General features: G+C 66.4%; 21 protein-coding genes. 10 read left to right on the forward strand and 11 right to left on the reverse strand.

Translation table 11 applies throughout. The features are described 5' to 3' along the window. Nucleotides 1-43: 43 nt before the first annotated feature. The 3 genes from AC1DX5_RS11015 to AC1DX5_RS11025 all read right to left on the reverse strand — a co-directional run bounded on the left by AC1DX5_RS11015 (nucleotide 44) and on the right by AC1DX5_RS11025 (nucleotide 3,996). Nucleotides 44-1,216: a serine hydrolase gene (locus AC1DX5_RS11015; RefSeq protein WP_478015400.1), complete on the reverse strand. Its 1,173-nt coding sequence runs from the start codon at nucleotides 1,214-1,216 to the stop codon at nucleotides 44-46. A 175-nt stretch (nucleotides 1,217-1,391) separates the two neighbouring features. After that, nucleotides 1,392-2,978 (reverse strand): L-aspartate oxidase, encoded by a 1,587-nt coding sequence (nadB, locus tag AC1DX5_RS11020; RefSeq protein WP_465171279.1) that lies wholly within the window; start codon nucleotides 2,976-2,978, stop codon nucleotides 1,392-1,394. 94 nt (nucleotides 2,979-3,072) lie between these two features. Continuing rightward, entirely contained in the window at nucleotides 3,073-3,996 is a 924-nt protein-coding gene (locus AC1DX5_RS11025) for an ABC transporter ATP-binding protein (RefSeq protein WP_465171280.1), read from the reverse strand. Between the two features lie 105 nt (nucleotides 3,997-4,101). Between AC1DX5_RS11025 and AC1DX5_RS11030 the strand changes: the two genes are divergently transcribed. After that, nucleotides 4,102-4,335, forward strand: a complete 234-nt coding sequence (locus tag AC1DX5_RS11030) for a zinc-finger domain-containing protein (protein ID WP_299904562.1) — start codon at nucleotides 4,102-4,104, stop codon at nucleotides 4,333-4,335. A gap of 19 nt (nucleotides 4,336-4,354) precedes the next feature. Next, a complete protein-coding gene (gene tldD / locus AC1DX5_RS11035) occupies nucleotides 4,355-5,785 on the forward strand; it encodes a metalloprotease TldD (protein ID WP_478015402.1) in 1,431 nt (476 codons plus the stop codon). Here tldD and AC1DX5_RS11040 read toward each other — a convergent pair. Next, complete coding sequence (locus AC1DX5_RS11040) at nucleotides 5,782-6,117, reverse strand: hypothetical protein (RefSeq protein ID WP_478015404.1); 336 nt, start codon at nucleotides 6,115-6,117, stop codon at nucleotides 5,782-5,784. The two genes, tldD and AC1DX5_RS11040, sit on opposite strands and share 4 nt — an antisense overlap. A gap of 53 nt (nucleotides 6,118-6,170) precedes the next feature. On the opposite strand from AC1DX5_RS11040, the gene AC1DX5_RS11045 reads away from it, so the two are divergent. The 5 genes from AC1DX5_RS11045 to AC1DX5_RS11065 all read left to right on the forward strand — a co-directional run bounded on the left by AC1DX5_RS11045 (nucleotide 6,171) and on the right by AC1DX5_RS11065 (nucleotide 9,974). Beyond that, on the forward strand, nucleotides 6,171-7,121 hold the full coding sequence (locus tag AC1DX5_RS11045; RefSeq protein WP_478015405.1) for a DUF5996 family protein: 951 nt from the start codon (nucleotides 6,171-6,173) through the stop codon (nucleotides 7,119-7,121). A 178-nt stretch (nucleotides 7,122-7,299) separates the two neighbouring features. Next, nucleotides 7,300-7,851 carry a pyridoxamine 5'-phosphate oxidase family protein gene (locus tag AC1DX5_RS11050; protein ID WP_465171283.1) on the forward strand — a complete coding sequence of 184 codons (552 nt, stop codon included), beginning with the start codon at nucleotides 7,300-7,302 and terminating at the stop codon, nucleotides 7,849-7,851. Then, on the forward strand, nucleotides 7,851-8,054 hold the full coding sequence (locus tag AC1DX5_RS11055; protein WP_465171284.1) for a putative signal transducing protein: 204 nt from the start codon (nucleotides 7,851-7,853) through the stop codon (nucleotides 8,052-8,054). Before AC1DX5_RS11050 ends, AC1DX5_RS11055 begins: the two co-directional genes overlap by 1 nt. Before the next feature lie 145 nt (nucleotides 8,055-8,199). Next, entirely contained in the window at nucleotides 8,200-8,538 is a 339-nt protein-coding gene (locus AC1DX5_RS11060) for a P-II family nitrogen regulator (RefSeq protein ID WP_372856643.1), read from the forward strand. Nucleotides 8,539-8,552: 14 nt separating this feature from the next. Further along, nucleotides 8,553-9,974, forward strand: a complete 1,422-nt coding sequence (locus AC1DX5_RS11065; protein ID WP_465171285.1) for an ammonium transporter — start codon at nucleotides 8,553-8,555, stop codon at nucleotides 9,972-9,974. Nucleotides 9,975-10,068: 94 nt separating this feature from the next. Here the strand turns inward: AC1DX5_RS11065 and AC1DX5_RS11070 are convergent, their stop codons facing one another. The 6 genes from AC1DX5_RS11070 to recQ all read right to left on the reverse strand — a co-directional run bounded on the left by AC1DX5_RS11070 (nucleotide 10,069) and on the right by recQ (nucleotide 15,530). Continuing rightward, nucleotides 10,069-10,245, reverse strand: a complete 177-nt coding sequence (locus AC1DX5_RS11070) for a hypothetical protein (protein ID WP_478015406.1) — start codon at nucleotides 10,243-10,245, stop codon at nucleotides 10,069-10,071. A 48-nt stretch (nucleotides 10,246-10,293) separates the two neighbouring features. Then, nucleotides 10,294-11,883 (reverse strand): GMC family oxidoreductase, encoded by a 1,590-nt coding sequence (locus tag AC1DX5_RS11075; protein WP_478015408.1) that lies wholly within the window; start codon nucleotides 11,881-11,883, stop codon nucleotides 10,294-10,296. After that, entirely contained in the window at nucleotides 11,817-12,782 is a 966-nt protein-coding gene (locus tag AC1DX5_RS11080; RefSeq protein ID WP_465171288.1) for a sterol desaturase family protein, read from the reverse strand. Before AC1DX5_RS11080 ends, AC1DX5_RS11075 begins: the two co-directional genes overlap by 67 nt. Nucleotides 12,783-12,791: 9 nt before the next feature. After that, on the reverse strand, nucleotides 12,792-13,181 hold the full coding sequence (locus AC1DX5_RS11085) for a hypothetical protein (RefSeq protein ID WP_465171289.1): 390 nt from the start codon (nucleotides 13,179-13,181) through the stop codon (nucleotides 12,792-12,794). Further along, nucleotides 13,178-13,609: a protein tyrosine phosphatase family protein gene (locus AC1DX5_RS11090; protein WP_465171290.1), complete on the reverse strand. Its 432-nt coding sequence runs from the start codon at nucleotides 13,607-13,609 to the stop codon at nucleotides 13,178-13,180. Before AC1DX5_RS11090 ends, AC1DX5_RS11085 begins: the two co-directional genes overlap by 4 nt. A 151-nt stretch (nucleotides 13,610-13,760) precedes the next feature. After that, nucleotides 13,761-15,530: a DNA helicase RecQ gene (gene recQ / locus AC1DX5_RS11095; RefSeq protein ID WP_465171291.1), complete on the reverse strand. Its 1,770-nt coding sequence runs from the start codon at nucleotides 15,528-15,530 to the stop codon at nucleotides 13,761-13,763. Between the two features lie 104 nt (nucleotides 15,531-15,634). On the opposite strand from recQ, the gene AC1DX5_RS11100 reads away from it, so the two are divergent. Then, nucleotides 15,635-15,922 carry a GNAT family N-acetyltransferase gene (locus AC1DX5_RS11100; RefSeq protein ID WP_465175301.1) on the forward strand — a complete coding sequence of 96 codons (288 nt, stop codon included), beginning with the start codon at nucleotides 15,635-15,637 and terminating at the stop codon, nucleotides 15,920-15,922. A 3-nt stretch (nucleotides 15,923-15,925) separates the two neighbouring features. On the opposite strand, the gene AC1DX5_RS11105 is transcribed toward AC1DX5_RS11100, so the two are convergent. After that, complete coding sequence (locus AC1DX5_RS11105) at nucleotides 15,926-17,743, reverse strand: ABCB family ABC transporter ATP-binding protein/permease (protein WP_465175302.1); 1,818 nt, start codon at nucleotides 17,741-17,743, stop codon at nucleotides 15,926-15,928. A gap of 94 nt (nucleotides 17,744-17,837) precedes the next feature. Here AC1DX5_RS11105 and AC1DX5_RS11110 point away from each other — a divergent pair, with 94 nt between their 5' ends. Further along, nucleotides 17,838-18,068, forward strand: a complete 231-nt coding sequence (locus tag AC1DX5_RS11110; RefSeq protein ID WP_478015410.1) for a hypothetical protein — start codon at nucleotides 17,838-17,840, stop codon at nucleotides 18,066-18,068. A gap of 59 nt (nucleotides 18,069-18,127) precedes the next feature. Further along, nucleotides 18,128-18,526, forward strand: coding sequence for a hypothetical protein (locus tag AC1DX5_RS11115; protein ID WP_478015412.1), 399 nt, complete (start codon nucleotides 18,128-18,130; stop codon nucleotides 18,524-18,526).

Below are 18,526 nucleotides of genomic sequence, written 5' to 3' on the forward strand. Positions count from 1 at the left end.
AGCAGCGTGGAGCGCTTGCCCCAAGCCCGACTTGCCCTGCGCTCTAGTTGTTCAGCGTCGTCGCGGCATCGGCCGCGCCGCCGCCGCTGGCAACGGCATAACCGCCCCCGCGATGGCTCCCCACCACCGCCGTGACGACTGCCTGCATCAGCGCCTGGCGCGCCGGGATCGGCCTGGGCGTGTCCCCGATCATGATCGCCACGGCATAGCTGCGGCCGTCGGGGGCCATCAGCAGGCCGACATCATTATAGCCCGCGGTGCGACCGCCAAGATCCTGGCCGGTGCCGGTCTTGTGGCCGAAGCTCCAGTCGCCGGGCACCGCGCCGTGCATGCGCTGCTTGCCCGTCTTGGAGGCTTCCATCGTGCCGATCAGATAGTCGGTCGATTGCCTGGACAGCAATTGGCCGGTCTTGAGCCTGGCGAGCGCACCGGCGATGGCGGCGGGCGCGGCACCGTCTGGCGGATCGGCGACATAACGGTCGAACGCAGCGGTCCGTGCGGCCTGGGGCAGCCGGGCGCGGGCAACCGCAAAGGCATTGCCATAGGCGTATTCCGGCTTCCACTCGAGCCCCGCCGTCCCGCTCTGCAACAGCTTCTCGCCCGGGCCGAAGCGGATGTCGCCCAGTCCCTTGCGCCGGATGAAATCGCGCACCGCCGCCGGCCCGCCGACATAGCGCAGCAGCCGGTCGTTGCAGGTATTGTCGCTCATCGTCAGCGCGCGCCGCAGCAGCTCGCCGATCGTGGTGCGATAGCCGTCGCCCTTCACCAGCGCGGCGATCGGCTGGTGGAACAGGGTGAAATCCTCCCGGGTCAGCGTGACCGGATCGTCAAGCGTCAGCCGGCCGCTGTCGCGATAGTCCAGCACGGTCATCGCCACCCACAGCTTGCTCACGCTCTGTTGCGGCAGCCGGGTCTCGCCATTGCTGGAAACGGTCCATCCCTGGTCGATGCTGCGCACCGCGATGCCGACCTTGCCGTTGAAGTTGCGGGCGAGCGACGCGATGTTCGCGACCAGCGCCTCGGGCGCCGCGGGCGGCAGCGGCCTGGGTGCGGGCGGCGGAACGGGAACGACCAGCTGATAGCTGGGGCGCGCCGGCGCGGGGGGGATCAGGGCGAGGTGCCGGCTGGTGTCGTGGCCGCACGCGCAGAGTGCCGCGGCGAGCAGGATGACCGATACCGGCCTTGGAAAATCAAACGGCAGAATCTGCGTCACCAATCATGTCCCACCCCGGCGCCGATCTTAGGCCCGGAATCTCCTTGAGGAATCCCCAATGTGCCAGCGTTGCGATGAACCGCGGCTGTCACAAGGTGAAATGGTGGTGACAGCAATCGGGACCAGGCTTTTGATTCCATTCGCGAGTCTTGCGGCTCGATCAGGTCCGGGCGCGTTCTCAGGGGATCAGGACCGTGTCGATCGCTTCGGGCAGCATCGCGGGATAATCGAGCGTGTAGTGCAGCCCGCGCGATTCGTGCCGATGCAGCGCGGACCGGACGATCAGCTCAGCGGTCTGGAGCAGGTTGCGCAGCTCGATCAGGTCGGGCGTGACACGGAAATGGCCGTAATAGTCGTTCACCTCGTCGGTGAGCATCCGGATGCGGTGCTGCGCGCGTTCAAGCCGCTTGGTCGTGCGCACGATACCGACATAATTCCACATGAAGCGCCGGATCTCGGTCCAGTTCTGCTTGATCACGACTTCCTCGTCCGAATCCTCGACCCGGCTTTCATCCCAGGGACGGATCGGGGGCGGCGCGGGCAGTTCGTCCCAATGCTCCAGGATATGGTCGGCCGCGGCCTCGCCGAACACGAAACATTCGAGCAGGGAATTGGAGGCGAGCCGGTTCGCGCCGTGCAGGCCCGATTCGCTGCACTCGCCCGCGGCGTAGAGCCCGGGCAGGTCGGTCTTGCCGTGCAGGTCGATCACGACCCCGCCGCACGTATAATGCTGCGCCGGCACCACCGGGATCGGGTCCTTCGTCATGTCGATGCCCAGCCCCAGCAGCTTTTCGTAGATGTTGGGGAAATGCTCCTTCACGAACTCCGGCCCGCGATGGCTGATGTCGAGATGGACATAATCGAGGCCGAGCCGCTTGATCTCATGGTCGATCGCGCGCGCCACGATGTCGCGCGGCGCCAGCTCCGCGCGCTCGTCGAAATCGGGCATGAAGCGGTATCCCGTATCGGGAATCAGCAGATGCCCGCCCTCGCCGCGCACTGCCTCGGTGATCAGGAAATTCTTGACCTCCAGATTGTAGAGGCAGGTCGGGTGGAACTGCATGAATTCCATGTTCGACACCCGGCATCCCGCGCGCCACGCCATGGCGATGCCGTCGCCGGTCGCGCCGCGCGGCGCGGTGGAGAAGAGATAGGTCCGCCCCGCCCCGCCCGTCGCCAGGATCGTGGCGCGCGCGGTGCAGAGCTCGACCCGCCCGGTCGCGCGGTTGACGGCATAGACGCCCCAGACATGGCCCGATCCCGAATAGCGCTCCTCATGGCGGCCGGTGGCGAGGTCGATCGCGACCATGTCGGGCACCAGGGTGATGTTGGGATGCGCCTCGGCGGCGCGCTGCAGCGCTTCCTGCACCGCCCAGCCGGTCGCATCGGCGACATGCACGATCCGCCGGTGGCTGTGCCCGCCCTCGCGCGTCAGGTGCAGGGTGTCGCCGTCAGTGGCGAAGGGCACGCCAAGCTCTTCCAGCCGCGCGATGGCGGCGGGCGCGCGCTCGACCACGAACTCGACGGTCTCGCGGTCGTTCAGCCCCGCGCCGGCGATCATCGTGTCCTCGATATGGCTTTCGAAGGTGTCGCCCGGCTCCAGCACCGCGGCGATGCCGCCCTGCGCCCAGGCAGTCGATCCTTCGTTGAGCCCGCCCTTGGCGAGCACGGTCACCTTGACCCGGTCGGCGAGATTGAGCGCGGCGGTCAGCCCGGCCGCGCCGGATCCGATGATCAGAACATCGCTTGAATGAAAGTCCGGCACGCCTACTCCGTTCGTATCGAGCGAAGTCGAGACCAGTCGTTCGATCCGCGTTTTCAGCGACTACGCCCGAAACGGAAGGGAAAACAAGCGGTCGCTACCCGTTGGATGCCCGGGTGAGGTTCAGGAACACGTCTTCCAGATCGGCCTCGCGGGTCGAAACATCGACGATGCCATAGCCGTCGGCCTGAACCGCGGCGAGCACTTCGCCGGCATTCACCCGGTCCTTGGCATAAGTGATCGCGAGCGTTCTCGTGCCCTTCAGCTCGATCTTCTGGAAACACACCGACTGGGGCGGCGTCACGACGTCACGGTCGACCGTCACCTCGACCAGCTTCTCGGTCGCCTTGCCGACCAGCTCGCGAGTCGGCTCGTTCGCGATCACCTTGCCATGGTTGATGATGGCGATGCGGTCGCACAGCTGCTCGGCTTCTTCGAGATAATGGGTGGTCAGCACCACCGTCACGCCCTGCTGGTTGAGTCCGCGGACATAGGCCCAGAGTTGCTGGCGCAATTCGATGTCGACGCCCGCGGTCGGCTCGTCGAGCACCAGCACTGGCGGCGTGTGGACCATCGCCTTGGCGACCATCAGCCGCCGCTTCATCCCGCCCGACAAAGTGCGGGCATAGGCGTTCGCCTTGTCCTCCAGATGCACCGCGCGGAGCAGCTCCATCGACCGCCGCTTCGCCTTGGGCACGCCGTAGAGCCCGGCCTGAATCTCCAGCGTCTCGAACGGGGTGAAGAAGGGGTCGAACAGGATCTCCTGGTTGACGATACCGATCGACGCCTTGGCATTGCGCGGATGCTGGTCGATGTCGAAGCCCCAGATCGAGGCCTTGCCCTCGGTCTTGTTGACCAGCCCGGCCAGGATGTTGATCAGGGTCGACTTGCCCGCGCCGTTCGGCCCGAGCAGCCCGAAGATCTGCCCGCGCGGCACTTCGAAGGACACATCGTCAAGCGCGCGCTTCCCGCCCTTGTAGGTCTTGCACAGGGAGTCGATGACGATCGCGGCTTCGGTCATGCGGGAGCGCATAGCGCGCGACATCGCGCCGGTCATCCCCTCCCGTAAACGGGACGGGAGAACGCCGATTGCTCGACTCGCCCCACCTTGCTATCGCGCCACCTCATGATCGCCCCGCCCGAAACCCTCCGCGTCTCCCATCGCCGTGTCGCCTGTGACGGCGCGACCGACATTCCCGGCGGCGCCGCGCTCGGCCATCCGCGCGTGTTCCTCGAGATCGACGAGCATGGCTATGTCGATTGCGGCTATTGCGATCGGCGCTTCGTGCTGATCGGCGGGCCCGCCGATGGTGTCGATCAGTCGACGCTTCCCGATCATCCGGCTGGCGCCAGCGTCTGACCTGCCTATATTGGCGGGCATGACCAGCCTTACAGACCCCCGCTCGTTCCTCTATCACGATGGCCAGCTCGATCCCGCGGAGGCGCAGCGCCTGACCGCGTCGGCGCTTGCCAGGGCCGATGACGGGGAGCTCTATCTCCAGTATCGCAAGTCGGAAGCGTTCGGCTTCGACGATGGCCGGCTGAAGACCGCGAGCTACGACACGCATTCCGGCTTCGGCCTGCGCGCCGTCTCGGGCGAGACCACGGCGTTCGCCCATGCCAATGAACTGAGCGCCGCCGCGATCGGCCGTGCCGCCGAGACCATGGCGCTGATCGATCCGTCCGCCGCGGCCAAGGCCCCGCCGCCGCGCGCGACCAACCGCCATCTTTATACCGATGCCGATCCGCTCGATCCCATCCCCTTCGCCGACAAGGTGAATCTCTGCCAGACGATCGACGCCGCCGCCCGCGCGCGCGATCCGCGCGTGGCGCAGGTCTCGGTCTCGCTGTCCGGAAGCTGGAGCGTGGTCGAGATCGTCCGCGCCGATGGCTTCGTCGCGACTGACATCCGCCCGCTCGTCCGTCTCAACGTCTCGATCGTGGTCGAGCAGAATGGCCGGCGCGAGACAGGCAATTTCGGGCTTGGCGGCCGCTATCTCTACGACACGCTGATGCAGCCCGAGACGTGGAACCGGGCGATCGACGAGGCGCTGGCCCAGGCCGTGGTCAATCTCGATTCGGTCGCTGCGCCCGCCGGCGACATGACCGTGCTGCTTGGCCCGGGCTGGCCCGGCATCCTGCTGCATGAAGCGATCGGGCACGGGCTCGAAGGCGATTTCAACCGCAAGGGCACCAGCGCCTTTTCCGGCCGGATCGGCGAGCGCGTCGCGGCGCCGGGCGTAACGGTGATCGACGACGGCTCGATCGCGGACCGGCGCGGCTCGCTGTCGATCGATGACGAAGGCACGCCGACTCAGGAAAATGTGCTGATCGAGGACGGCATCCTGCGCGGCTATATCCAGGACCGGCTCAATGCGCGGCTGATGGGCGTCGCCCCGACCGGCAATGGCCGCCGCGAAAGCTTCGCGCATGCGCCGATGCCCCGCATGACCAACACCTTCATGCGCGCCGGCAAGGACGATCCCGCCGAGCTCCTCTCGCGGGTCAAGAACGGCATCTTCGCCAAGAGCTTCGGCGGCGGCCAGGTCGATATCGTCTCGGGCAAGTTCGTCTTCTCCTGCACCGAGGCGTACAAGATCGAGAATGGCAGGCTCGGCGCCCCGATCAAGGGCGCGACGCTGATCGGCGACGGCCCCAGCGTGCTGACCAAGGTCACCGGCATCGGCAACGACTTCGCGCTCGACGAAGGCGTCGGCATGTGCGGCAAGGGCGGCCAGAGCGTCCCCGCCGGCGTCGGCCAGCCGACCCTGCTGGTCAGCGGGCTGACGGTGGGCGGCACGGCGGTCTAGCGCATCAAAAAGGACTGGAGCGCAAGCGCGGCCGCCACGATCACCATCACGATCGACCAGCTCTCCATGGGCAGCGACATGAATTTGTGCCGGGCACGATAGAGAAAGCGCCTGACCAGCGTGGCAGGCGGGGCGAAACCCCGCCGCTTCGCGTTCATCCGCCGGCCGACTTCCCAGTTGATCGGCGCAGCGGCGAACAGGACGCTGGCCCAGAAAAGGGATGTGTAGGATGGCAAATGCGCCGCATCGGCGATCATGCCGATGATGATCGCCACTGCGATCACGATCACCGGCGTAAGAAACCCTTTTCCCTGCCACCAGAAAACAAACATCGCGCCCCTCCTGGCCTACGCTAGCTCAGGCGGCGGTCGGCTGGTAGGCTCCAATGATGGACGAATCTCAAGAAGCATCCTGGCCGGTCCTCGACTGGCCCGCGTGGCGCGAGACCGCGATCGGCCTCCAGCTTCGCACCCAGATCATCGGCAAGGTCCGCCTCGCCCTGACGCCGTGGCTCAACCATAGCTGGCATATCCCGCTTTACGTCACGGCGCGCGGCTTGGGCAGTTCGGCCATCCCGTGCGGCGACCGCATCCTGCAGATCGATTTCGACCTGATCGCTGACCGGGTCGTCTTCGCCGCCAGCGACGGCGGCGTGAAGACCGTTCCGCTCGCGGCCGGCAGCATCGCCGATTTCCACGCTGCCGTGGTGGAGGCGCTCCGGGACCTTGGCGTCACGACGTCGTTCGACGGCACGCCCAGCGAGATGCCGGGCGCCCTGCCTTTCGCCGAGGATCGCGAGCATCGCCCTTATGATGGGGAGGCCGCGCGCCGCTTCTGGCGTGCGCTGATCCAGGCGCAGCGGGTGTTCGGCCAGTTCCGCACCGGCTTCCTCGGCAAGGCCAGCCCGACTCATTTCTTCTGGGGCAGCTTCGATCTCGCCTCGACCCGTTTCTCCGGCCGCGATGCGCCGCGTCATCCCGGCGGTTTGCCCGGCCTCCCTGACGATGTGACGTGCGAAGCCTACAGCCATGAGGAATCGAGCGTCGGCTTCTGGCCCGGCAGCGACGCCTGGCCGCACGCCTCCTTCTACGCCTATGCCTATCCGGCGCCCGCCGGCTATGGCGATGCCAGGGTCGAACCGTCCGAAGCCGTCTACAGCAGCGAGATGGGCGAGTTCCTCCTGTCCTATGACGCAGTCCGCACCGCCGCCGATCCCGACGCGGCGCTGCTCGCTTTCTGCCAGTCGACTTATGATGCCGCCGCCGACCTGGCCGGCTGGGACCGCGACGCGCTCGAATGCCCGCTTGGCCGGCCACGGGTGCCACGCAAGGTCTGAGCTTCCAAGCTTTCCCAGGCGCGCGTTGGAAAGAAGGGCGTTTCACGCGAAGGCGCGAAGATGTGCCGTCGCGGACGAGCGCCCATCGGGTTCCTCTTCGCGTCTTTGCGTCTTCGCGTGAACATATTCCTTTCTCGCGCCCCTCCCGAACCGGCAACGGCTGTGGTACGGACCGCCCATGGCCGAGTTCTTCGATGCCCTCACCGACGACCACCGCGCCTTTCTCGCGCGCCAGCCGGTGTTCTTCGTCGCCACAGCTGCCGAGGGGGCTCGGGTCAACCTCAGCCCGAAGGGCATGGACTGTTTCCGGGTGCTGGACGACAAACGTGTCGCGTATCTCGACGTCGCCGGCTCGGGCAACGAGACCAACGCGCATCTCCTCGCCGACGGCCGCATCACCATCATGTTCTGCGCCTTCGAGAGCCCCGCGCTGATCTTCCGTATCTATGGCCGGGGCGTGCCGGTCCTGCCGCAGGACGATCGCTGGGCCGTGCTGGCAGCTCATTTCACCTTGCTCCCGGGCACCCGCCAGATCTTCGAGGTGGCGATCGACCAGGTGCAGACCAGCTGCGGCTGGGGCGTGCCGCATATGCGCTTCGAGCGCGAGCGCGAGACGCTCAGCAAATATCATGCGAAGTCGAGCGATGAGGAGCGGTTCGGCAAATATGCCCGGCGCACCCACAGCATCGACGGCCTGCCCGTCCGCAATCCGACCCGGGCCGCTCAATAGTGGCGTTGGTAGAGTTGGGCCGCTTCAACCGCAACGAAGCCCATATCGTGATCGGCCGGCTCGATTCGGAAGGGATCGATGCACTCGCGCTCGACGGCAATGCGAGCATCGCGGACGGCAGCTATCTGTTCATTCCCGTCCGCGTGATGGTCGATGACGAGGATCTGGCGGCCGCCCGCAAAATCCTGTCGGATACTGCCTGATTCTTGGGCAGCCGTTAGCGGCTGCACAAAAATTTACCTGCGGGTAACATTTCCTTTCAGAAAATGGCGCGGAAACGCGTGTTTTCGACTCTGGCACGACCATTGCTGATGTTCCCCCGGGACAATTCTCACAAGGGGGGCGCCGGTGAAACTCATCATTGCCATCATCAAGCCATTCAAGCTCGACGAGGTCCGCGAGGCCCTTACCGAGATCGGCGTCGCGGGCATGACCGTGACGGAAGTGAAGGGCTTTGGCCGACAGAAGGGCCAGACCGAGATCTACCGGGGGGCCGAGTACAGCACCAACATGGTGCCCAAGATCAAGATCGAGATCGTCTGCGCGGCGGACCTCGCCGGCAAGGTCGTCGAGGCGATCCAGGCATCGGCCAACACCGGCGCGATCGGCGACGGCAAGATCTTCGTTCTCGATGTCGGCCAGGCGGTGCGCATCCGCACCGGCGAAACCGATGAAACCGCGCTGTGAGTAAGGGGGCAGTGATGAAGCATGCATTGAAATACGCCGGCATCGCCGGTCTCGGGGCCGGTCTCGGGGCGGCGCTCTTCGCCGCTCTTCCTGCCTGGGCGCAGGATGCCGCAGCGGCCGCACCGCCGGCACCCAACAAGGGCGATACCGCCTGGATGCTCACCTCGTCGGTGCTGGTGCTGATGATGTCGGTGCCCGGCCTCGCGCTCTTCTATGGCGGCCTGGTCCGCACCAAGAACATGCTGTCGGTGCTGATGCAGGTCCTGATGATCGTCTGCGTCGCGTCGCTCGTCTGGGTTTGCTGGGGCTATTCGATGGCCTTCACCGCCGGTTCGGGCGCGACCGCGCCGTTCGTCGGCGGCTTCTCCAAGCTCTTCCTGAAGGGCGTCGATGCCACCACCCTGGCGGCGACCTTCTCGAACGGGGTCTATATCCCGGAATATGCCTATATCTGCTTCCAGATGACCTTTGCCTGCATCACGCCGGCGCTGATCGTCGGTGCGTTCGCGGAACGCGTGAAGTTCACGCCGCTGATCATCTTCGTGGTTGCATGGCTGACGATCGTCTATTTCCCGATCGCCCACATGGTCTGGTACTGGGCCGGCCCGGACTTCCTGCCCAAGCAGCCGGGTGACTTCGGCTATCTCTACGGGATCGGCGCGCTCGACTTCGCCGGCGGCACCGTGGTGCACATCAACGCCGGTATCGCCGGCCTGATGGGCTGCCTCGTGATCGGCAAGCGTCTCGGCTACAAGAAAGAGCCGATGCCGCCGCACTCGCTGACCATGACCATGATCGGTGCCTCGCTGCTGTGGGTCGGCTGGTTCGGCTTCAACGCAGGCTCCAACCTCGAAGCCAACGGCGTCACGGGCGTCGCCTTCATCAACACCTTCGTCGCCACTGCCGCCGCGGCCGTTTCCTGGGCCGTGATCGAGCAGATTGTCCACAAGAAACCGTCGCTCCTCGGTGCGGCAACGGGCGCCGTCGCCGGCCTCGTCGCGATCACCCCGGCCTCGGGCTTCGGCGCGCCGATGACGTCGATCATCCTCGGCCTCGTCGTCTCGCCGATCTGCTTCCTGTTCGTGACGACCGTGAAGAACGCGCTGAAATATGACGACTCGCTCGACGTGTTCGGCGTCCACTGCATCGGCGGTATCGTCGGCGCGCTGGCGACCGGCATCATGGCCGATCCGAACCTCGGCGGTCAGGGCTGGTTCGACTACACCGTCATGCCAGCGGTTGCCGGCAAGTACGACATGGGCGCGCAGATGATCACGCAGCTCAAGGCGATCCTGATCACCCTGGTCTGGTCCGGGGGCGTGTCCTTCGCCCTGTTCACGCTGCTCAAATACACCATCGGCCTTCGCCCGAGCGAAGATGTCGAGGCCGAAGGCCTGGACATCAGCGAGCATGGCGAGCGGGCCTACAACTACTGACAAGTTCGGGGCCGGCCATAAGGCCGGCCCCCCCTCTCGTTCCTCCTGCGGACGACCTCAGGCCGGTGCGGCAACGCACCGGCCCTTTTTTACGTCAGGAAGCGGGAGGCGTTTCTTCCTCATGGGTATCCGCGGGTTCGGAGGCGACATCGCCCTCACCCTGCTGCTTGCGATAGCGCCGCGCGGCCAGGGTCGCGCCCAGGAGGAAGCCGCCGGGCACGAGAAGGATCGCGGCCGCCAGACCGACGCGGTTCAGGGTCTTTCTGTCCATCGGGCGGCGCTACACCCGAAAAGCCGGACGCGCGCCATATGAATGGTGTCAGCCCGCGAGATCGGCCTTCACGAAATCGGCGCAGCGCTCGCCGATCATGATCGACGGCGCATTGGTGTTGCCGGAGATCAGCTTGGGCATGATCGAGGCATCGGCGACATAGAGCCCTTCCACCCCGCGCACACGCAGCTTCGGATCGCACACCGCCAGATCGTCCGATCCCATCCGCGCCGTGCCGACCGGGTGATAGATGGTGTCGGCCCGGGCGCGGATCAGCCGCTCCAGCGCGTCGTCGTCGTCAAGGTCGACCGGATAGCGGTCGCGGCCCTTGTGATCGGCGATCGGCGGCGTCTCGAGGATGCGGTACATCGCCCGCACGCCCTTCTTCAGCAGCTCGACATCGCGCCGGTCGCTGAGAAAGGCGGGGTCGATCAGCGGCGCGGCGCGCGCATCGATCGACTGGAGCCGGACGGTGCCGTGGCTCTCCGGGCGCAGCACGCAGACATGACAGGAAAAGCCGTGGCTCTTCACCTTGGTCCGTCCATGATCCTCCAGCACCACCGGCACGAAATGCAGCTGGATGTCGGGCGCGGGGGAAATGGGGTCGACCGTCAGGAAGCCGCCCGTCTCGGCATAGGGCGTGGTCATCGCGCCGCGCCGGTGCCGCATCCACTGCACGATCGCCCCCATGGACTTGAGCGTGCCCTTGAGCGACTGGCCGATGAAATAGCTGCCCTTCACCTCGAACCCGGCGACATAATCGACATGGTCCTGCAGGTTCGCGCCGACCATCGGCCGGTCGATGCGCACGGCAATGCCCTGCTCCCGCAGATGCTCGCCCGGCCCGATGCCCGACAGCATCAGCAATTGCGGCGTGCCGAACACCCCGCCCGCGAGCACCACCGCGCGGCGGGCGCGGATCACCCTGGCCTGACCATTCTGCACATAGGCGACGCCGCTGGCGCGGCCTTCGTCGAACAATATCCGCTCGGCGGTTACCTCGGTCAGCACCTGCAGGTTGGTCCGTCCGGCCGCGCTCTCGACATAGGCGCGCGACGAGCTCCAGCGCTCGCCGCCCTTCTGGGTCACCTGATAGACGCCGACGCCGTCCTGCCGGGCGCCGTTGAAATCCTCGTTGACCGGGATCTGCAGCTGCCGCGCCGCCTCGACGAACTCGATCGATCCCGGATGCGGGTCGCACTGGTCGCTGACATGCAGCGGCCCGTCCCCGCCGTGCCAGGCATCGGCCCCCCGCTCATTGCTCTCGCTGCGTTTGAAGACCGGCAGCACCTCGTCATAGGACCAGCCGGGGCAGCCCATCGCCGCCCAATTGTCGTAATCCCATTTGTTGCCGCGCAGATAGAGCATCGCGTTGATCGCGCTCGACCCGCCGAGACCGCGCCCGCGCGGCTGGTATCCGCGCCGGCCGTTCAGCCCGGCCTGGGGCACCGTCTCGAACTGCCAGTTGGTCTTGGGCGTCTGGAAAGCGATGAAGCCCGGGATTCGCGTGCGGAACCCGGTGTTGGGCCCTCCCGCCTCAAGCAGGGCAACGCTGAAGCGCCCATCCTCGCTCAGCCGGCCGGCTGCTGCCGCTCCGCCCGATCCGCCCCCGATGACGACGATGTCGGCTTCTTCCACGCGACCCCCTCTCGTGCCTGCTCTTTTTCGAGCCAGCGTTGTTTGATTGTTTCGGACGTGTCGCGGCTGCCGTCGTGGCTCCAGCCCGGCGGCTGCACGATATAGCCGAGCTTGGCGCGCAGCCCGGGTGCCGCCCACACGTCCCTGGCGATGCCCACCCATTCGTGGAACGCCGCCCAGACCAGGTTGAAGCTGCCCAGATTCTTGACGATGCCGTACCGCGGCCGGTCGTCGTCGCGCTCGGGCTCGTAGGTACCGAGCCATTTGTCCCAGACAATGAACACCCCGGCATAATTCTTGTCGAGATAGCGCGGGTTGGTCGCGTGATGGACGCGGTGGTGCGACGGCGTGTTCATCACGGCTTCGAACCAGCGCGGCATGCGGTGGATCACTTCGGTGTGGATCCAGAACTGGTAGATCAGGTTGATCCCGCCCACGAAGAACACCATCGCCGGCGGGAATCCGATCAGGAACAGCGGCAGCCGGAAGATGAAGCCGATCGAGATGAAGCCGGTCCAGGTCTGACGCAGTGCGGTCGACAGATTATAATGCTGGCTCGAATGGTGGATGACATGGCTCGCCCAGAACCACCGCACCCGGTGCGCCGACCGGTGGAACACATAATAAGCGAAATCGTCGATCACGAAGCACAGGACGAACCAGTACCAGGCATAGCCGATGTCGAAGAGCCGGTACTGCGACAGCCACACCGCCAGCGTATAGACGAAACCGCCGGTCAGCACGCCCGCCACGGTGCTGCCCGTGCCGAGCGCGAGCGAGGTCAGCGTGTCCTTCGGCTCATAGCGTTTGCGGTCCTTCGCCCAGGCGACCAGCATCTCGGCCAGCACCAGCAGGACAAAGGCCGGAACCGCATAATCGACGGGATTCGGCAGCGTCATGCGGACTGCTTACACTCTTGTCAGCGACGCTTCCAGCCCGCGCACATCCGATTCCAGCACGCCGAGCAGGGTCACGTCGCCGAACAGCCGCTCGCCCGTCCTGACCGTGACGCCCTCGATCGCCGGTCCGATCGACAGCGGCGCGAGCAGCCGCCGCGCCGCGACGCGCGCGCCGTGCCGCTTCAGCACCGCGATCGCGCCATTGCCCGCGACGATCGCCGCCCCGCCATCCTGGCTGACCAGCGCGGCGTGCGCATAGAAGCCGACCAGCATATCCTCCGCGATCTCGCGCGCCTCGGCCGCGCTGGCGATCCGGCTTTCGCCCAGCCGCAGCCACCGCGCGACCCCGGCCAGCGCCAGGATCGCCACGATCGACCCGGCGAGCTGGACCCAGTTCACCTGCCGCCGGCCAGCGTGTCGAGCAAGGGCTGGATGCCGGTCAGGTCGTATCCCGTGGCCGCGGCTTTCGACATCAGCCGGTCGGGGTTGTCGCCCATCTTCGCGCGCGCCAGCGCCCAGAGATTGCAGGAGCGCGTGCCCGAGCGGCAATAAGCCAGCACCGGCCCGTCCGCTCCTTCAAGCGCCGCGACCATCGCATCGACCTGGTTGCCCGAGAAGCCGGCATGGGTGATCGGGATCGCGGTATAGGACAGGCCGGCCGCCTCGGCCGCGGCGCGGATCGCCTCGCCTTCGGGCTGGCCGCCTTCCTCGTCATCGGGCCGGTTGTTGACGATCGCGGTGAAGCCGGCCGCGGCGATCTCCGCCACGTCCTCGGGCGTGATCTGGGGGGAGACGGAGATCGAATCGTCGATAGGGCGAATGTGCATGCCGAACCTTCATAAAAACCCCTCTCCCAGCGGGAGAGGGAGGGGCCCATGCGCAGCATGGGAGGGTGAGGGCGACTCAGCTACCGGTCGGACGCCGGGAAATGGGTCAACCTCACCCCAACCCCTCTCCTAAAAGCAGAGGGGCTTTGCGTCACGCCCCATCGCGGATCACGCTGAGAAACGCATCGCCATAGGCTTCGAGCTTGCGTTGCCCGACCCCCGAAATCCGTCCCAGCGCGGAGAGATTGCCCGGCTTGGTCGTCGCCATCTCGCGCAACACCGAATCATGGAAGATGACGTAAGGAGGCACCTGCCCCTCCTGCGCCAGCTCGCGACGCTTGGCGCGCAATGCCTCGAACAGCGGATCGCCGACCGGATTGGCCACAGCATTCGCGCCGCGCCGTCCTCGCCGCTCGCGCCTGGGCGGCAGGATCAGCGCCACCTCGGACTCGCCCTTCAGGATCGCCCGCGCCTCGGGCCCGAATTCGAGCCCGCCGAAATCATTCGCCCGCAACGCATCGCGCAGCAGCAGCGCGCGTGCGACCGGCTTGATCAGCGCGGCTTCCTCGGGGCTCGACGCGATACCGAACACCTTCAGCGCCTCATGCCCGTTCATCAGGCTGCGCTCGCTCGACTGGCCGGTCAGGATGCTTTCGATATACCCCACGCCGAAGCTCTGCCCGGTGCGGAACACGGCGGAGAGGAATTTGACCGCGACCTCGGTGGCATTCACCGCGCTCGGCGGATTCAGGCAATTGTCGCAATTGCCGCAGGTCTCGGGCGACTCGTCGCCGAAATGCTTGAGCAGGATGCGCCGCCGGCACCCCGCCGTCTCGACCAGCGCACCCAAAGCGGTCAGCCGGGTGCGCTCGCCCGACTGGCGATGCGGCTCCACTTCGGAAATCCGCTGGCGCGCCTTGGCGAAATCCTCCGCCCCCCAGAACAGATGCGCGATGGCCGGGTCACCGTCGCGCCCGGCGCGGCCGGTCTCCTGATAATAGGCCTCGATCGATTTGGGCAGCCCGGCATGCGCGACGAAGCGGACGTCGGGCTTGTCGATGCCCATGCCGAACGCCACCGTGGCGACCATCACCATGTCCTCGGACGCGACGAAATCAGCCTGGTTGCGCGCGCGGACATGCGGTTCGAGGCCGGCATGATAGGGCCGGGTCGACCTGCCCGTCGCCGCCAGCTTCTCGGCGAGCTGTTCGACCGCCTTGCGCGTCTGGGCGTAGACGATGCCCGGGCCGGGCTGCTCGGCAATCACATCGGCGATCTGCCGGGTCGTGTTGTCCTTGGGCGAGATCAGATAGCGGATGTTGGGCCGGTCGAACCCGGCGACGATCATGCCGTCGCGCGGGATGCCGAGCTGTTCGAGGATGTCGGCGCGGGTATGCGCATCGGCGGTCGCGGTCAGCGCGAGTCGCGGCACATCGGGGAAATGATCGAACAACGGCCGCAGCAGGCGATAATCGGGCCGGAAATCATGCCCCCATTCGGACACGCAATGCGCTTCGTCGATCGCGAACAGCGCCAGCCGCGCCTGGCCGAGCAGATTGCGGAAGCTCTCGCCCGACGCCCGCTCGGGCGCGACATAGAGCAGGTCGAGCTCGCCTGCGCGGAACCGGCCGATCGTCTCCATCTGGTTGGTGTCGACCGAGGTCAGGGTCGCGGCGCGAATGCCGATCGCTTCCGCCGCGCGCAGCTGATCGTGCATCAGTGCGATCAACGGCGAGACGATGACGCAGGTGCCGTCGAGCATCACCGCCGGCAATTGATAGCAGAGCGACTTGCCCGCACCGGTCGGCATCACCGCGAGCGTATTTTGCCCGGCCAGCACGCGGTCGACCACCTGGCGCTGGACGCCGCGGAACTCGGGAAAGCCGAAAGTGGATTGCAGGACGGGAAGCGGATCGTTCACGCTGCCTCACATAATCCCGCCGCTTCAAAAAGCCATGCGGCACCTTGGGATATGTGGTGCGAGGTGGCTGGCCTAGCCCGGTGCTTTCCTGTTAGCGGGTGTGCATGACCGAGGAAGTTCGCGACAATATCGCTGCCCACCGCTTCGAGCTGGTGGTCGATCGCCATCTCTCCTTCAGCGAATACACGCTGGACGGCGATGTCATCACCTTCACCCACACCATCGTCCCGCCGGCGCTGGAGGGGCATGGCGTGGCCAGCCGGCTGATCTCGGGCGCGCTGGCTCAGGTGCGCGCCCGCGGGCTGAAAGTGCGGCCGGTCTGCAAGTTCGTGAAGGCCTATATCGAACGGCATCCGGAGTGGCAGGATCTGCTGGCCGAACCGCTGGCCTGAGCCTTACTCGGCTGCCAGTGCACCCTCTTCGCGTTCCTGCGCCTGGCGGTTCCACATCTCCGCATAGAGCCCGTCCCTGCGCAGCAACGCCGCATGGCTGCCGCGCTCGACCACGCGTCCCGCCTCCAGCACGACGATCTCGTCGGCATGGACCACGGTCGACAGTCGGTGCGCGATGACGATCGTGGATCGGCCCCGCCCGATATCCTCCAGCGTCGCCTGAATCTCCGCTTCGGTGCGGCTGTCGAGCGCGCTGGTCGCCTCGTCGAGGATCAGGATCGGCGGGTTCTTGAGCAGGGTGCGGGCGATCGCCACGCGCTGCTTCTCGCCGCCCGACAGCTTCAGTCCGCGCTCGCCGACCCGGGTCGCATAGCCCAAAGGCTGGCGCTCGATGAACTCGGCGATCGCCGCGCCGCGCGCCGCGCGTTCGATATCCTCCTGGCTCGCGCCCTCGCGGCCATAAGCGATGTTGTAGCCGATCGTGTCATTGAACAGCACCGTGTCCTGCGGAACGATACCGATCGCGGCGCGCAGCGAATCCTGCGTCACCTGCGCGATATCCTGCCCGTCGATGGTGATGCGTCCGCCCGTCAGATCGTAGAACCGGTACATCAGCCGCGCGAGCGTCGATTTGCCCGCGCCCGACGGCCCGACCACCGCCAGGGTGTGCCCGGCGGGAATGTCCAGGTCGATGCCCTTCAGGATCGGCTGGCCGGCATCATAGCCGAACCGCACATCCTCGAACCGCACATGGCCGGCGCCGACGACCAGGGGCTTGGCGCCCGGCGCATCGGTCACTTCCGACGGCGTGTCGATCAGGTCGAACATCGCGCCCATGTCGATCACGCCCTGGCGGATCGTGCGATAGACCATGCCGAGCAGATCGAGCGGGCGGAACAGCTGGGCAAGCAGGGTGCTGACCAGCACGACGTTGCCGGCGGTATAGCGCCCCTCGCTCCAGCCCCACACGACCAGCGCCATGCCGCCCGCCATCATCAGATTGGTGATGAGCGCCTGGCCGATATTCAGCCAGGCTAGTGAATTCTCGCTGATCACCGCGGCACTGGCATAGGCGGCGATGCCTTCGTCATAGCGCCTGGCCTCGCGTTCCTCGGCGCCGAAATATTTGACCGTCTCGAAATTCAGCAGCGAATCCACCGCATGCGCCACCGCGCCGGTGTCGAGATCGTTCATCCGGGAGCGCAGTGCCGCGCGCCAGTCCGTCACGAACCGGGTGAAGACGATGTACGCCGCGACCATCACCAGGGTGCCGACGACCAGCCCGGGCCCGAATTTGGTCCAGAAGATGCCGAGCACCAGGCTCAGCTCGAGCACCGTCGGCGCGATGTTGAACAGCAGGAAATAGAGCATCGTGTCGATGCTCTTGGTGCCGCGCTCGACCACCTTGGTGACGGCGCCGGTGCGCCGTTCGAGATGGAAGCGCAGCGACAGGCGGTGGAGGTGCCGGAACACCGCCGCCGCCAGCCGGCGCGTCGCTTCCTGCCCGACGCGCTCGAACACGGCGTTGCGCAGATTGTCGAACACCACCGATCCGAAGCGCGCGGCGGCATAGCCGATCACCAGCAGCAGGATCAGCGTGGTCGCGCTGCGGTCGCCCGCGCCCATGCCGTCGATCGCCCCCTGCAGGGCGAAAGGCGCGCCGTAAACCTGCACCAGCTTGGAGGCGAGCACTAGCAGCAGCGCGATGACGATGCGCAGCCGCAACATCGGCGCATCGGCCGGCCACAGATAGGGCAGGAAGCGCCGGAGTGTCGGAATCAGCGGGCGCTCGATGCGGGTCGGTTCGGTCATGGGGGGCATTGTGGCCAATATAGGCACGCTGCCTCCAATCGAAAGCATTTCACGGAACAAGAGTCTCGCTTCGTCGATTGATGCCTTGACTGGGAGCCGAAGCATGGAACCGTTCTACTTCGTCATGGCGATCATGGGCTGCGCGGACGGTTCGACTCAATGCGCGGAGGCGCGCGTCGTGCCCGTGCGTTATGCCTCGGTCGCGCAATGCCAGGCGGCGATGCCCGCCACGCTCCAGCGCAACAGCGACATCGATTACCCGGTCATCAGCGCCGCATGCCGCTCCAACCGCCCGCAACTCGTCCAGGCCAATCCGCAACGCCGGGGCGGCTGAAGCCCTTCCGCTTTCAGGCGTCGCTGCTACGGTGACCGTCACACGCGGCGGGGCGGGCGATGCGCAGGATTCTAGGCATTATTCTTGGCGTGATCGCGGCACTGCTGGTGCTGTGGGTGACGGGCTATCTGTATCCAGTGTCCGAACTGGACAGTGCCGACTCCGCTGCGTTGGCCGAGATCGTCCGCGGCATGCCGGTTTTCGCCAAGCTGGTCGTAGTGGCTGGCTGGCTGGTCGGCGCGCTGGCCGGGGCCTGGCTCGCGCTCCGTGTCAGTGACTGGCGCGTCGCGGGATGGATCGTTTCGTTGGTCGTGCTCGCCGACAATATCGCGACCATCGTCACCTTGCCCCACCCGCTGTGGATGCAGGCCTGCGCGGTGACCCTGCCCATCATCGGCGGCGTGATCGGCATATGGGCGCACCGCAAGCCCTATGCGGGCGAACCGTTGCTCGGCTGA

The sequence above is a fragment of the Sphingomonas sp. P2_B6 genome (assembly GCF_056404755.1).

What these genes read in the sequence shown, in the direction of transcription:
- AC1DX5_RS11025 (WP_465171280.1), bottom strand. Translation starts at nt 3,996, where the DNA reads ATGACCGAAGCCGCGATCGTCATCGACTCCCTGTGCAAGACCTACAAG.
- AC1DX5_RS11030 (WP_299904562.1), top strand. Translation starts at nt 4,102, where the DNA reads ATGATCGCCCCGCCCGAAACCCTCCGCGTCTCCCATCGCCGTGTCGCC.
- tldD (WP_478015402.1), top strand. Translation starts at nt 4,355, where the DNA reads ATGACCAGCCTTACAGACCCCCGCTCGTTCCTCTATCACGATGGCCAG.
- AC1DX5_RS11040 (WP_478015404.1), bottom strand. Translation starts at nt 6,117, where the DNA reads ATGTTTGTTTTCTGGTGGCAGGGAAAAGGGTTTCTTACGCCGGTGATC.
- AC1DX5_RS11045 (WP_478015405.1), top strand. Translation starts at nt 6,171, where the DNA reads ATGATGGACGAATCTCAAGAAGCATCCTGGCCGGTCCTCGACTGGCCC.
- AC1DX5_RS11050 (WP_465171283.1), top strand. Translation starts at nt 7,300, where the DNA reads ATGGCCGAGTTCTTCGATGCCCTCACCGACGACCACCGCGCCTTTCTC.
- AC1DX5_RS11065 (WP_465171285.1), top strand. Translation starts at nt 8,553, where the DNA reads ATGAAGCATGCATTGAAATACGCCGGCATCGCCGGTCTCGGGGCCGGT.
- AC1DX5_RS11070 (WP_478015406.1), bottom strand. Translation starts at nt 10,245, where the DNA reads ATGGACAGAAAGACCCTGAACCGCGTCGGTCTGGCGGCCGCGATCCTT.
- AC1DX5_RS11080 (WP_465171288.1), bottom strand. Translation starts at nt 12,782, where the DNA reads ATGACGCTGCCGAATCCCGTCGATTATGCGGTTCCGGCCTTTGTCCTG.
- AC1DX5_RS11090 (WP_465171290.1), bottom strand. Translation starts at nt 13,609, where the DNA reads ATGCACATTCGCCCTATCGACGATTCGATCTCCGTCTCCCCCCAGATC.
- AC1DX5_RS11100 (WP_465175301.1), top strand. Translation starts at nt 15,635, where the DNA reads ATGACCGAGGAAGTTCGCGACAATATCGCTGCCCACCGCTTCGAGCTG.
- AC1DX5_RS11105 (WP_465175302.1), bottom strand. Translation starts at nt 17,743, where the DNA reads ATGCCCCCCATGACCGAACCGACCCGCATCGAGCGCCCGCTGATTCCG.
- AC1DX5_RS11110 (WP_478015410.1), top strand. Translation starts at nt 17,838, where the DNA reads ATGGAACCGTTCTACTTCGTCATGGCGATCATGGGCTGCGCGGACGGT.
- AC1DX5_RS11115 (WP_478015412.1), top strand. Translation starts at nt 18,128, where the DNA reads ATGCGCAGGATTCTAGGCATTATTCTTGGCGTGATCGCGGCACTGCTG.